We start from the raw sequence: 13753 nt of genomic DNA on the forward strand, positions 1-13753 counted from the left end.
ATGATCGCTTTAACCCAACGCCTCGACCATTCGCACCCCGTCACCGCCCGCGTGACGCTGCCGATTGACGTCCGGGTCAAGAGCCGCGCCCGCGTGGTGCTGGACGACGGGCGCGATGCGGGGCTGATGCTGCCGCGCGGCCTGCTGCTGCGCGGCGGCGACCTGCTCATCAGCGACGACGGGCGTGAGGTCGTGGAAGTCATTGCCGCCGCCGAGCCGCTGTCGGTGGTGCGCTGCGCTGACCCTTTCCTGCTGGCGCGCGCCTGCTATCACCTGGGAAACCGCCACGTGCCGCTGCAAATCCTGCCCGGCGAGCTGCGCTATCACCACGATCACGTCCTGGACGAGATGCTGCAGCTGTTCGATCTGGAGGTGACGTTCGCCAGCCTGCCTTTTGAGCCGGAAGCGGGTGCTTATGCCAGCGAAGGCCACTCCCACTCTCATTCGCACTCTCACGCTCATTCACATTAAGGATTAACCATGCGCAAGTTGTTACCCCTGCTGCTGCTGGCCTTCTCCCTGCCCGCGCTGGCCCATCCGGGGCACGGCAGCGACAGTTTTCAGGCCGGCTTTTTCCATCCCCTGACCGGGCTTGATCATCTCCTGATGCTGACCGGCGCAGGCGTGCTCGCCGCGCTGAGCGGCCGTAAACTGCTGATGCCCTTTGCCACCCTCGGCATGATGTTAACCGGTGCGATTGCGGGCAGCCTGTTGGGCGGCTTTGGCGGCATGGAGATGCTGATTATCGCCTCGCTGGCGGTGTGCGGCGCGATGATGTTCAAAACCGAAAACCGCCTGCTGCTGGCCGTCCCGGCGCTGGCGATGTTCCACGGCTGGGCACATGGCGTTGAGATGGCAGGACACAGCTTCTGGCTGTTCACCAGCGGCTTTATGCTCGCCAGCGCCGCGGTGCTCTGCGTCAGCTTTGCGGCCGGTATGCTGCTGCGCCGTCACGACGGGCTGCGTAAAATCTTCGGCGGGGGGCTGATCGCCTCTGCCCTGCTGGCGCTGATGAGCTAATGAAGGCCTCCCACCAGCTGCGCCTGATGCAGCTCACCAGCAGCAGCCTGCCGGTGGGATCTTATACCTGGTCGCAGGGGCTGGAGTGGGCGGCGGAGGCGGGCTGGGTCACCACTCCGGCGGCGTTCAAAGCCTGGCAATGTCAGCAGATGGAGCAGAGCTTTTTCTGCGTCGATCTGCCGCTGTTTTCCCGCCTGTATCGCGCCTGCGAGCAGAACGATATCGCTGCCGCCTCGCGCTGGACGGCATACCTGCTTGCCTGCCGCGAGACCCGCGAGCTGCGGGAAGAGGAGCGCAACCGCGGGGCGGCCTTCACCCGGCTGATCAAAAGCTGGGAGACGGACTGCCCGCCCGAGTGGCTGCCACTGTTCGCGCAAAGCCAGCTGTGCGGCATGGCGTGGCTCGGCGTGCGCTGGGGAATCGGCCTGCGCGAGATGGCGTTAAGCCTCGGCTACAGCTGGATTGAGAGCGCGGTGATGGCGGGCGTCAAGCTGGTGCCCTTCGGTCAACAGGCGGCCCAGCTGTTGATCATCGAACTCTGCGATCGTTATGCCGACGGGCTGGAGCAGGCGCTTCTGCGCCGTGTTGACCAGCTGGGGGCGGCCACGCCGCTCTCTGCCATCGCCTCGGCGCGTCACGAAACCCAATATTCACGGTTATTCCGTTCCTGAGGAGTCTCTATGTCTGAGTACAAACACCCGCTGCGCGTGGGCGTCGGCGGACCGGTGGGGTCGGGCAAAACCGCCCTGCTGGAAGCCCTGTGTAAAGCGATGCGCGACCAGTATCAGCTGGCGGTGGTGACCAACGATATCTACACCAAAGAGGATCAACGAATCCTCACCGAAGCGGGCGCACTGGAGCCGGAGCGCATTGTCGGGGTTGAGACCGGCGGCTGTCCGCATACCGCGATCCGCGAAGATGCCTCAATGAACCTCGCGGCGGTAGAAGCGTTGAGCGAGAAGTTCGGCAATCTGGATCTGATCTTTGTCGAGAGCGGCGGGGATAACCTGAGCGCTACCTTCAGCCCGGAGCTGGCGGATCTGACTATCTACGTGATCGACGTCGCCGAAGGGGAGAAGATCCCGCGTAAAGGCGGACCGGGGATCACCAAATCCGATTTCCTGGTGATCAACAAAACCGATCTCGCGCCCTACGTGGGTGCGTCGCTGGAGGTGATGGAGCGCGACACTAACCGCATGCGCGGCGAGCGTCCCTGGACCTTCACCAACCTGAAAGCGGGCGACGGACTGGGAACCATCATCGGGTTCCTGGAAGAGAAAGGGATGCTGAAGGTGTAAAAAAAGCCTGGCATCACGCCAGGCTGTCTTCGTTATTTGCAGCTGTTGCCCGTCGCGCCCTGCTGACGCCACACGCCCCAGGTGCCGCCGTTGCCCGGGGTTTCCTGGCCCGGATTGACGTACCACTGGTTCATCCAGATTTTGCCGTCGTAAGACACTTTGGTGCATTTGGTCGGATAGGCAATCTTCGCGTTATAGGCCGGAGCATCCAGTACTGGTGCCGCCGGTTTGCTCACTTTGATGGTCATGCTGTCCTGCGCCGTGCGACCGTCCACCCCGGTGGTGGTCAGGGTATAAGTCACTTCACCTTCGGTATTCGCCGGGATCGCCGCATACGCATGGGCGCTGTTCACGCTATTGACCAGCGTGCCGTTCAGTTTCTCCTGCAGCCAGAAGGTGCCGGAACCTTTGGTCACGCTCCAGTTGTACGATTTCGCATTCAGGCTCTTGCTGCCATCCAGCGGATAAGTGCTTACGCCGCTGGTTGGTGACACCATGGTGTAATCCGCGCCCGCTGCTGCGGTCGGTGCAGGCAGGACTTTATCGCCGTCCTTCAGCGCCAGAATGCGGGCTACGGCGCGTTCCATATCAGGCTGCGTACCGATTTTTGCCGAATCATTGTCAGCCAGCGGCGTGCCGGTTTCCTGGAGGATCTGGCGCATCTGCACCGGCGTCACGGTGATGCCATGCGCTTTAGCTATGCCCGACAGGCTTGCCACTACCCCGGCAATGATTGGGTTTGCGGAGGAGGTACCGGCGAAGGTGGCGGTGTAGTCGGCGTTTGTGCTTTTGTACAGATCGCCGCCGCCCGTGGTCGCGACGTCCCAGCATCCCCAGGACGAACTGGTCACACGGGAACCGTAGGTGGTGAAGTAGGCTTTCTTACCGTTTTTGGCGCAGAATGCCCCGGCGATAATGGCCCCGGAATCACGGGTGTTCACATCAAATTTGCCGTTGAATGCCGGATGATCCAGGTCAACGCTGCCGTTGCCTGCCGCTTCAATGACATAGACACCTTTGTCGGTCAACGCCTTGATGATGTCGTAATAGCTCTGAACATTTTCCTGCGGCACGTAACAGGCGTTGGAGGTACAGCCAGCGATTTCGCCCCCGCCCGTCTGCATCCCCATCTGCACCACATCGCCTGCTTTCAGCAGAGGGATCATGTTGTAGAGGTTGTTATATTGCCATGCGGAGAAGCCCACCCGGCTTTTCCAGCTCAGGCCACGCACGCCTGCGCCGATGTCTTTCGCCACCATGATGCCGACGGACGCGGTATCGTGGTCGTCACCGACGCGATAGCGGCTGTCGCCCTGGGTCAGGGCTGGGGTCGGCAGGTTAATATGGCTGGTATTCCAGATATAATTTTCCATCGAAACGATCGTTACATCGTCGCCACCATTACCCGCGTACTGGTTTACGCTGTCGCGGTTAACGCCACCCATATAATAGCCCTGGCGTTTTTCGGTTGGCGATTTTGCATAATCCTGAAGATTGCGGAAATCAGGTACTGCCGCAGCACCGACCGTATTTTGCAGAGTGGACTTTAACAAAGGTTTGGTTTGCCCCTCCTCCATATTGTATTTATCCAGGGATACCGGCAGCATTTCTGGATAAACAACTTCTACGTTCTGATTTTGTTCCAGCTCCGCGATGACACTATTAATATAGGCTTTATCGGTGCTTTTATTCTCTGGCAATTCAATGCGCACATAGCGATCGAAGCCATATCGTGCGTTGAGGTCCGCAAACTCACTGGATTGAGCGGTTTGCGTACTTTGCAGTTTAGACCGGAACATGGTGGTCGGAACAAGAGCCGGATCGCTAAGCTTCAGCTTGCTGGCCGTTGTGGTGGTAGTGGTTACTTCAGTGCTGGTCGATCTCAGCAGGGGTTTACTGGGTTTGAGCTTAACGACAATCGCGACATAGGATTCACCTTCCAGCGCCATTTCCGCATGAGGTGCAGTTTCAGCATAGGCTGAGCAAGTCACAGCCGCACAAATTAACAGTGATAAAATACTTTTTTTCATTTTAGCCAACGTTCCTTTATGACATGAATTAATATCCTTCTTTTTTCAGCATGAATTAAAAAAAGTAACCGAACCTATAAGAGCGCTCTTTTAAAAAATAAGAAATGTCTCGCCGTTAAATTTCATTCAGGCAATGATGCCATTGAAATATGTCAACCCCCCGCTGCGGGTAAAAATACTTCGTCAACTACAATCCAGCCGGGCGCGCACAATATAAAATTACATCCTGGGCAAACGCTAATTAACGCCGCTGAAGGAAAATCCAATGACAATTAAAATGGTGGTTGCGGATGAGCATACCGTGATCCGCCGGGGGATCTGCGCCATGATCGCCGATAACGCCTCTCTGGCGCTCTCTTTCTGTGGCGAAGCGGCTTCGACCGGCGAGCTTATGGCCTTGCTGGCACGCGAATCTCCCGACATTTTGCTGTTGGGCTACACGCTGCGGGACCCGCAGAACGGCATGGAGGGACTGGCGCTGGTGAAGTGGCTGACGCGTCACTACCCGGCGCTGCAGGTGATGATGCTCTCGCCCGATACCAACCCGCTGCTGATCCGCCTCGCGCTGGAAGCGGGCGCGAAAGCCTGGCTCAGCCGCCACAGCGATGAAAAGATCCTCAGTCAGGCGTTACAGTCGGTGATCGAGGGCGAGGTATACGTCGAGCGCACCCTGATGAACGCTCTGTTTAAAGGCGGGAAAATGACGAACGAGGCGCTGTCCGCCCGGGAGACCGACGTGCTGCGCTTGATCTGCAAGGGATTAAGCCTGACGGATATCTCACGGCGCATGCATCTGAGCATTAAAACCGTGAGCGCCCATAAAATGCGGGCGATGGACAAGCTGGGGGTGAAGAACAGCTGCCAGCTCTACTGCCTGTTAGCGAAAACCCGGATGTTTGATATCGCACTCTGACATCCGGGTCTCTTTCATCAGGCGGCAGGCAGTTCCGCCAGCGGCCAGCGCGGACGCACGGAGACGCTCAGCTCTGCCGCGGCTTCAGGCTTCAGACGCACCATTCCGGCATAGGCGATCATCGCCCCGTTATCGGTACAAAACTCCGGACGAGCATAGAACACTTCACCGCGACGCTTTTGCATCATCTCGGCAAGTTTTGCCCGCAGGGTACGGTTGGCGCTGACGCCACCCGCCATCACCAGACGCTTAAAGCCGGTCTGATCCAGGGCGCGTTTGCACTTGATCATCAGCGTATCCACCACCGCATCCTCAAAGGCACGGGCGATATCGGCGCGGGTCTGATCGTCGTCATCATTATTACGGATGGTATTCGCCGCGAAGGTTTTCAGGCCGGAGAAGCTGAAATCCAGACCCGGACGATCGGTCATCGGACGCGGGAAGACAAAGCGCCCTTCCGTGCCCTGAGAGGCCATTTTCGACAGCATCGGGCCGCCCGGGTAATCGAGCCCCAGCAGCTTGGCGGTTTTGTCGAAGGCTTCTCCCGCCGCATCGTCAATGGACTCGCCCAGCAGTTCGTACTGGCCAATGCCGGTGACGCTGATCAGTTGGGTATGGCCGCCGGAAACCAGCAGCGCCACGAACGGAAACTCCGGTGGATTGTCTTCCAGCATCGGCGCCAGCAGGTGCCCTTCCATATGGTGAACCGGGATTGCCGGGACATCCCACGCGAACGCCAGCGAGCGGCCAATGGTCGCGCCGACCAGCAGCGCGCCGACCAGACCCGGACCGGCCGTGTAGGCCACGGCGTCGATATCTTTTGCCGTTAATCCCGCCTCTTTTAGCGCCGCCTGAATCAACGGCACCGTTTTGCGCACATGGTCGCGGGAGGCCAGCTCCGGCACCACGCCGCCGTAGTCAGCATGTAATTTCACCTGACTATACAGTTGGTTGGCGACCAGCCCTTTTTCATCATCGTAAATCGCGATGCCGGTTTCATCGCAGGATGTTTCAATACCCAGTACACGCATGACTTGTTTTACCTCACTCAGATACCGCGCAGTGTAGAGCCTGGGCGGGTTGATGTAAAACTTTCCTCACCCCTGGAGTTCTCTTCGTGTATACTCCTCACCCTTATAAAAGTCCCTTTCAAAAACGGCCGCGGTGCTTTACAAAGCAGCAGCAATTGCAGTAAAATTCCGCACCATTTTGAAATAAGCTGGCGTTGATGCCAGCGGCAAACCGAATTTATAAAGGTGAGAGTTACATGCCGGTAATTAAAGTACGTGAAAACGAGCCGTTCGACGTAGCACTGCGTCGCTTCAAGCGTTCATGCGAGAAAGCAGGTGTTCTGGCTGAAGTTCGTCGTCGTGAGTTCTATGAAAAACCAACGACCGAACGTAAGCGCGCTAAAGCTTCTGCTGTGAAACGTCACGCGAAGAAACTGGCTCGCGAAAACGCACGCCGTACTCGTCTGTACTAATCTTTTGAGGACGCACGTCCTCAATTGTCAGACAGAGTAATAGTCGTAAGGCCGTGCTTCCGGAAGGAATGCGCGGCTTGTTTTCGTTTATGAATCAGGATTTACACAAAATCATTCACACTGTATCAAGGCGGCAAGTGAGTGAATCCCCGGAGCTTACTTAAGTAAGTGACAGGGGTGAACGAGCGCAGCCAACGCAGAGACAGTTTGAAGGATGAAGTGTAATCACGGGGCCTATGGCTGGACGAATCCCACGCGTATTTATCAATGATCTGCTGGCAAGAACCGACATCGTCGATCTCATCGACGCGCGGGTAAAGCTGAAGAAGCAGGGCAAGAACTACCACGCGTGCTGTCCATTCCATAACGAAAAAACCCCCTCTTTCACCGTGAACGGTGAAAAGCAGTTCTACCACTGCTTCGGCTGTGGTGCGCACGGCAACGCCGTCGACTTTTTGATGAACTACGACAAGCTCGAGTTCGTTGAAACCGTCGAAGAGCTGGCTGCCATGCACAACCTTGAAGTGCCGTATGAAGCAGGCAGTGGGCCAAGTCAGATAGAGCGTCATCAACGACAAACGCTGTATCAACTGATGGACGGCCTGAACTCGTTTTACCAACAGTCTCTTAAGCACTCTGCGGCTGAGCCTGCGCGTCAGTATCTGAACAAGCGCGGACTGAGCGACGATGTCATTGCGCGTTTCGCTATCGGTTACGCCCCTCCCGGCTGGGATAACGTGTTAAAGCGTTTTGGCGGCAATAGCGAAGATCGTAAATCCCTCATCGACGCGGGCATGCTGGTCACTAATGACAAGGGACGTAGCTATGACCGCTTCCGCGAGCGGGTGATGTTCCCCATTCGCGACAAGCGTGGCCGGGTGATTGGTTTTGGTGGCCGCGTGCTGGGCGATGCCCTGCCGAAATACCTTAACTCCCCGGAAACCGATATTTTCCATAAGGGCCGCCAGCTGTATGGCCTGTATGAAGCCCAGCAGGATAACGCTGAACCGCAGCGCCTGCTGGTGGTCGAAGGCTATATGGATGTGGTGGCGCTGGCGCAGTTCGACATTAATTATGCCGTTGCGTCTTTGGGCACCTCCACCACCGCCGACCATATTCAGCTGCTGTTTCGGGTGACCAACACCGTGGTCTGCTGTTACGACGGCGACCGGGCCGGACGCGAAGCCGCCTGGCGCGCACTGGAAACGGCGCTGCCTTATATGACCGACGGGCGTCAGTTACGCTTTATGTTCCTGCCGGACGGCGAAGACCCGGATACGCTGGTGCGTAAAGAGGGCAAAGCGGCATTTGAAGCGCGGATGGAGCAGGCTCAGCCGCTCTCCACGTTTCTGTTTAACAGCCTGATGCCGCAGGTGGATTTGAGCACCCCGGATGGTCGTGCCCAGCTGAGCACGCTGGCCTTACCGCTGATTACGCAAGTGCCCGGCGAAACGTTGCGCATCTATCTGCGTCAGGAGCTGGGCAAGAAGCTCGGCATTCTGGATGACAGTCAGCTTGAACGTTTAATGCCAAAGCTGGCGGATAGCGGAGCGGCTCGCCCGGCGCCACAGCTAAAACGCACAACCATGCGTATACTGATAGGACTGCTGGTGCAAAACCCGGAGCTGGCACCGAAAGTGCCTTCTCTGGCGGGTCTGGACCACGAAAAGCTGCCTGGACTTGGCTTATTTGCTGAACTGGTCAACACTTGTCTCTCACAGCCAGGTCTGACCACAGGGCAACTTTTAGAGCACTATCGCGGAACAAAAGCGTCCGCAACCCTTGAAAAACTGTCGATGTGGGACGATATAGCAGATAAAGATATCGCTGAAGAGACCTTTACCGACTCGCTCAATCATATGTTTGATTCGATGCTTGAACTGCGCCAGGAAGAGTTGATTGCTCGCGAGCGCACACACGGTTTAAGCAGCGAAGAACGCCGGGAGCTCTGGATGATTAACCAGGAACTGGCGAAGAAGTAAAACAGAAAGACAAAATCATTCAAGTTGTATCAAGGCAGCAAGAGAGCGAATTCCTGGGAGTGTACATAAGTACATGACCAGGATGAGAGAACGCAGCTAACGCAGAAACAACTTGAAGGATGAAGTATTTAACGGCTTAAGTGCCGAATATCGTTCGGGTAGATCCCGACAGCCGCACTGAGAGGCAGCGGCACAAATACAAGTACGCCCTCGCTTTAAAGGTTGGCAGCCGTATCGCCGACACCAATCAAACGAATAAGTGTGGATACCGTCTTATGGAGCAAAACCCGCAGTCACAGCTGAAACTTCTTGTCCAACGTGGTAAGGAGCAAGGCTATCTGACCTATGCCGAGGTCAATGACCATCTGCCGGAAGATATCGTCGACTCCGATCAGATCGAAGACATCATCCAAATGATCAATGACATGGGTATTCAGGTGATGGAAGAAGCCCCTGATGCCGATGATCTGTTGCTTGCTGAAAACTCAAACAACACCGATGAAGATGCAGAAGAAGCTGCTGCACAGGTTCTGTCGAGCGTTGAGTCTGAAATCGGCCGCACGACGGACCCGGTGCGCATGTACATGCGTGAAATGGGAACCGTTGAACTGTTGACCCGCGAAGGCGAAATTGACATCGCTAAACGTATCGAAGACGGGATCAACCAGGTTCAGTGCTCTGTTGCCGAATACCCGGAAGCCATCACCTATCTGCTCGAGCAGTACGACCGCGTAGAAGCAGAAGAAGCGCGTCTGTCCGATCTGATCACCGGCTTTGTCGATCCGAACGCGGAAGAAGACATGGCGCCAACGGCGACGCACGTCGGTTCTGAACTGTCTCAGGAAGAGATGGATGACGACGAAGACGAAGATGAGGAAGAAGACGACGACAGCGCGGACGATGACAACAGCATCGACCCTGAACTGGCGCGCGAGAAATTCGGTGAACTGCGTGCGCAGTACGAAGTCACCCGCGACACCATTAAAGCCAAAGGCCGTAGCCATGCTGCCGCTCAGGAAGAGATCCTGAAGCTTTCTGAAGTGTTCAAACAGTTCCGCCTGGTGCCAAAACAGTTCGATTACCTGGTTAACAGCATGCGCGTCATGATGGACCGCGTCCGTACCCAGGAACGCATCATCATGAAAGTGTGCGTTGAACAGTGCAAAATGCCGAAGAAGAACTTCATCACCCTGTTCACCGGCAACGAAACCAGCGAAACCTGGTTCAACGCGGCTATCGCGATGAACAAGCCGTGGTCTGAAAAACTGCGTGATGTGGCTGACGACGTACACCGTGGCCTGCAGAAGCTGCAGCAGATTGAAGAAGAGACTGGCCTGACCATCGAGCAGGTAAAAGACATTAACCGTCGCATGTCCATCGGTGAAGCGAAAGCCCGCCGTGCGAAGAAAGAGATGGTTGAAGCGAACTTGCGTCTGGTTATCTCTATCGCCAAGAAATACACCAACCGTGGCCTGCAGTTCCTGGATCTGATCCAGGAAGGTAACATCGGTCTGATGAAAGCGGTTGATAAGTTCGAATACCGTCGTGGTTACAAGTTCTCCACCTACGCAACCTGGTGGATCCGCCAGGCAATTACCCGCTCTATCGCGGATCAGGCGCGCACCATCCGTATTCCGGTGCATATGATTGAGACCATCAACAAGCTCAACCGTATCTCCCGCCAGATGCTGCAGGAGATGGGCCGCGAGCCGACGCCAGAAGAGCTGGCCGAACGCATGCTAATGCCGGAAGACAAGATCCGTAAAGTGCTGAAGATCGCCAAAGAGCCCATCTCCATGGAAACGCCAATCGGCGACGATGAAGATTCGCATCTGGGTGATTTCATCGAGGACACCACCCTCGAGCTGCCGCTGGATTCTGCGACCACCGAGAGCCTGCGTGCCGCCACGCACGACGTGCTGGCTGGCCTGACCGCCCGTGAAGCGAAAGTCCTGCGTATGCGTTTCGGTATTGATATGAACACCGACCACACGCTGGAAGAAGTGGGTAAACAGTTCGACGTGACCCGCGAACGTATCCGTCAGATCGAAGCGAAGGCGCTGCGTAAACTGCGCCACCCGAGCCGCTCTGAAGTGCTGCGTAGCTTCCTGGACGACTAACAGTCCTGAACGTAAAAAAAGCTCCCTACGGGGAGCTTTTTTTTGGCTTTTTTCCCTCTTCCTGTAGCAAAAAAACGCCCGGCGGCGCTTTGCTTGCACGGGCCTACGGATCCCGTAGGCCGGACGAAGGCAAGGTTTTCTCCCTCTCCCTGTGGGAGAGGGCCGGGGTGAGGGCATCAGACCGCACAGAACCTAAAGCCCCCGCGTCACCAGCGCCTCATCCAGCTCCCGATACGCCTCCACCAGCTTCTCCACCGTTGCCCTGTTGAGCCCACTCGGATTAGGCAACACCCACACCTGGGTCACGCCGATGGTAATACTCTGCTTTCCCCACTGCACGCCCCGCTGGCTGAACGCCTGCTCGTAGGCCTGCTTACCCAGGATCGCCAGCGCCGCCGGCTGATAGTCCTCAATCTTCTTAATCAGTTCCCGCCCGCCGCTGCGCAGCTCATGCAGATTCACCTCGCTCGCCTGCACCGTCGGCCGCTCCACCAGCATGGTGATACCGCAGCGCGTATCCAGCAGCTGTTGCTCCTCTTCCGGCTTCAGAAGTTTGTCGGTAAACCCGGCCTGATAAATCACCTTCCAGAAGCGATTTCCCGGATGGGCAAAGTGAAAACCGGTATGGGCAGAGGACTTGCCCGGATTGATGCCACAGAACACCACCCTCAGGCCTGGCGCAAGGATGTCGTTGATCATGATTACTCCCGCTTAATGGTTCAGGCTCTAAGTATAAGAGATTGAAAATGGGTTGTTTATAAAAACAGCAGGCAGGCGGGTATGTCTGGATTGCAGCGAGGAGTTACTTTATAATCCTCCGCCACGGCCCCTTAGCTCAGTGGTTAGAGCAGGCGACTCATAATCGCTTGGTCGCTGGTTCAAGTCCAGCAGGGGCCACCAAATTTAAGCAGCAAATACATGCAGTTAGGCCACTCTCGCGAGTGGCCTTTTTGTTTTCCCAATCGCCGTTGGCAGCAAAATGGCAGCAGCTTTTTTTGTAGTGAAAATAAAAAACCCGCTGTAGCGGGTTTCTCTTAAAAGCTCATGTGTCCTTGTCCACCACTTGAGGGATGCGGCGTGACCTGATTTATTAGGTTTGGAGCGGCGATAAAACGTACAACCGTTTCATGCGTTACAAAGGTAGCACCACAGTTGATATTCTGACACTGACAGTACCGCTCCTTTGTTTGATCGGATACCCGAAAGCTGCTCCGGGTATGTGCCGCGTGTCCGCATTTCGGGCAATTCATCATTTCCGTTCTCTCCGCTCCAGCCCCTGCAATCACACAATGATACACTAACTTCCATTTTGTGAACAAACTCATTCCATTTCTAAATCATCAATTTTCACCTCAAGCTCCAAACTGGTAACAAAGCCGTTATCCGGGCTGATGGTGTGCGTCAACGTTGTTATGGTCCATTCCGCGTCATCTATTGGCTGCTTAAATCCGCTGACCTTCACCGGCATTTCCGTATAGAGATCGGCCCTGCCTTCTGCGAGCAGCAGGGAAAACGAAGCCACCCCGCGCTGCAGCCGTTCCCACTGCATTTTCGCAGCCCGTTCAGCGTTAGCCCTATTTGCATAGGTCCGGTTAAGTACCAACACATTTTCATCCGTACCGACCAGGTAATCCCCCCTGTTTAGCCTCCGGCTCCTTTGGTTTCGTGGTCTTCCTGGGGCGGCGCTTAACTTTCGTCGTTTCCTTTTTCTTTGGCTCCCGGGTATGCAGCCAGCTGGCAATAACGCCGGTATAAGCGCCACGGTCTGCAAGGGTGAAACGGTGGCCGTCACCATCCTTTCGCGTGATGGTCACAACCGGCAGCGGCTTTCCGCTTGCCGTTCTCCCCTGCCCCTGCCGGATAAACAGCAGATTGCCACTTTTGACTGATGCTATAGCCCCGTACTGACGCGCTAGCTTCATCAGAAAACTTGCGTCGCTTTCGTTCGTCTGGTCCAAGTGATCCAGTGGCCGGTCTGACAGGTCCTGCCCGATAGCCATTTGCAGATTATGGCGGGTGGCGATTTCCCTGATAACGTCCCCCACGGTTGTCTGATGCCAGGACTTTTCACGGCGGATATTCAGGGTTGTGCGGAAATCAGCACTGCGGGCGCGAATGGTGAGGCGATCAGGCGCGCCGCTGTGTTCAATTTCATCAACTGTAAACGCCCCTTTAGGGAAAAGCGGCTGGCCTTCCCACCCCAGCGCAAACTGAATCACCGCACCGCGACGCGGCAGGACAATCTGCCCGTCCGCATCATCCAGTTCCAGATCAAGCTGGTCCGCTTCAAAGCCCCGGTTATCGGTGAGCGTCACACCCATCAGGCGGTTATTCAGTGCAGTTGTAACATCCTTACCTTCGATAACGATACTGAAGGCCGGGCTTTTTCCGTACAGGCTAAGGAGTTCAGAACTGAAATTCACTGCAGCAACCCTCCAACCGTATTAGTAATATTCCCTATCGCTGACGATGCGGAGTCTTTCAGGTTACTGAGCTGATCATTCAGGCTGCCGAACATATCGGACAGCGATTCATCCACCCGTTTGAGCGTCAGCGTAAACTCAATCCGCCGTGGCATCCCGCTTTCGAAAAACTCCGTCTTTGTCTGGCTCAGGCCCTCAATCACAAACATGCCGTATATAGTCCCGCTACCCTCAATCAGGGGCCATGCCTTGCCCTGTTCCGCCATCTGCTCCAGCGCCAGTAGAGACAGCCTGCCCCCGGTTATTTCCGGCAGCAGGACGCCGGACAGCGTCAGCGAGTCGTTGTCCGGGCCAAGAAACTGCGTTGACGGGCGGCGATTGATGCGGCTGTTAACCGCATGCCGCCAGTTGCGCTGATACTGCAGCTCCTGATACGGCACCGTGCGCAGCATGAAAACGTATAGCCCCAGCACCATCATCATGA

Annotated in this window: 13 protein-coding genes, 1 tRNA gene and 1 pseudogene; 9 read left to right on the forward strand and 6 right to left on the reverse strand. The window is 56.2% G+C overall.

The genetic code is table 11. The features are described 5' to 3' along the window. Genes ureE through ureG form a run of 4 tightly spaced genes read left to right on the forward strand, consistent with a single transcriptional unit; the run spans position 1 to position 2318 of the window. Entirely contained in the window at positions 1–471 is a 471-nt protein-coding gene (gene ureE / locus AAHB66_RS19995) for an urease accessory protein UreE (RefSeq protein WP_347114240.1), read from the forward strand. Between the two features lie 9 nt (positions 472–480). Next, positions 481–1020 (forward strand): HupE/UreJ family protein, encoded by a 540-nt coding sequence (locus AAHB66_RS20000; RefSeq protein WP_347114241.1) that lies wholly within the window; start codon positions 481–483, stop codon positions 1018–1020. Beyond that, positions 1020–1691 (forward strand): urease accessory protein UreF, encoded by a 672-nt coding sequence (locus AAHB66_RS20005; protein WP_347114242.1) that lies wholly within the window; start codon positions 1020–1022, stop codon positions 1689–1691. Before AAHB66_RS20000 ends, AAHB66_RS20005 begins: the two co-directional genes overlap by 1 nt. A 9-nt stretch (positions 1692–1700) precedes the next feature. Beyond that, entirely contained in the window at positions 1701–2318 is a 618-nt protein-coding gene (ureG, locus tag AAHB66_RS20010; protein ID WP_106995862.1) for an urease accessory protein UreG, read from the forward strand. Positions 2319–2350: 32 nt separating this feature from the next. Here ureG and AAHB66_RS20015 read toward each other — a convergent pair whose 3' ends face one another. Beyond that, positions 2351–4267, reverse strand: coding sequence for a S8 family serine peptidase (locus AAHB66_RS20015; RefSeq protein WP_347114243.1), 1917 nt, complete (start codon positions 4265–4267; stop codon positions 2351–2353). 346 nt (positions 4268–4613) lie between these two features. On the opposite strand from AAHB66_RS20015, the gene AAHB66_RS20020 reads away from it, so the two are divergent. After that, positions 4614–5261, forward strand: coding sequence for a response regulator transcription factor (locus tag AAHB66_RS20020; RefSeq protein WP_347114244.1), 648 nt, complete (start codon positions 4614–4616; stop codon positions 5259–5261). Between the two features lie 17 nt (positions 5262–5278). Here the strand turns inward: AAHB66_RS20020 and tsaD are convergent, their stop codons facing one another. Continuing rightward, complete coding sequence (gene tsaD, locus AAHB66_RS20025) at positions 5279–6292, reverse strand: tRNA (adenosine(37)-N6)-threonylcarbamoyltransferase complex transferase subunit TsaD (protein WP_347114246.1); 1014 nt, start codon at positions 6290–6292, stop codon at positions 5279–5281. A gap of 236 nt (positions 6293–6528) precedes the next feature. Between tsaD and rpsU the strand changes: the two genes are divergently transcribed. The 3 genes from rpsU (at position 6529) to rpoD (ending at position 10846) form a co-directional block, all read left to right on the forward strand. Next, entirely contained in the window at positions 6529–6744 is a 216-nt protein-coding gene (rpsU, locus tag AAHB66_RS20030) for a 30S ribosomal protein S21 (protein ID WP_001144069.1), read from the forward strand. A gap of 236 nt (positions 6745–6980) precedes the next feature. Continuing rightward, positions 6981–8726 carry a DNA primase gene (dnaG, locus tag AAHB66_RS20035; protein WP_347114251.1) on the forward strand — a complete coding sequence of 582 codons (1746 nt, stop codon included), beginning with the start codon at positions 6981–6983 and terminating at the stop codon, positions 8724–8726. A gap of 275 nt (positions 8727–9001) precedes the next feature. Beyond that, on the forward strand, positions 9002–10846 hold the full coding sequence (gene rpoD / locus AAHB66_RS20040; protein WP_347114252.1) for an RNA polymerase sigma factor RpoD: 1845 nt from the start codon (positions 9002–9004) through the stop codon (positions 10844–10846). 192 nt (positions 10847–11038) lie between these two features. On the opposite strand, the gene mug is transcribed toward rpoD, so the two are convergent. Next, positions 11039–11545, reverse strand: a complete 507-nt coding sequence (mug, locus tag AAHB66_RS20045) for a G/U mismatch-specific DNA glycosylase (RefSeq protein ID WP_106995868.1) — start codon at positions 11543–11545, stop codon at positions 11039–11041. A 125-nt stretch (positions 11546–11670) separates the two neighbouring features. Between mug and AAHB66_RS20050 the strand changes: the two genes are divergently transcribed. Further along, positions 11671–11746: transfer RNA gene (locus AAHB66_RS20050), tRNA-Ile, on the forward strand. A 134-nt stretch (positions 11747–11880) separates the two neighbouring features. On the opposite strand, the gene AAHB66_RS20055 is transcribed toward AAHB66_RS20050, so the two are convergent. From AAHB66_RS20055 to AAHB66_RS20065, 3 genes and pseudogenes are all read right to left on the reverse strand, one after another. Then, positions 11881–12099 (reverse strand): ogr/Delta-like zinc finger family protein, encoded by a 219-nt coding sequence (locus AAHB66_RS20055; protein WP_347116529.1) that lies wholly within the window; start codon positions 12097–12099, stop codon positions 11881–11883. A gap of 68 nt (positions 12100–12167) precedes the next feature. Further along, a pseudogene (locus AAHB66_RS20060) lies at positions 12168–13269 on the reverse strand (phage late control D family protein). After that, complete coding sequence (locus AAHB66_RS20065; protein ID WP_347114254.1) at positions 13266–13751, reverse strand: phage tail protein; 486 nt, start codon at positions 13749–13751, stop codon at positions 13266–13268. Before AAHB66_RS20065 ends, AAHB66_RS20060 begins: the two are co-directional and overlap by 4 nt. Positions 13752–13753: the final 2 nt, after the last annotated feature.

Origin of the sequence: Leclercia sp. S52, from assembly GCF_039727615.1 — a bacterium.
GTDB lineage: Bacteria > Pseudomonadota > Gammaproteobacteria > Enterobacterales > Enterobacteriaceae > Enterobacter > Enterobacter adecarboxylatus_B.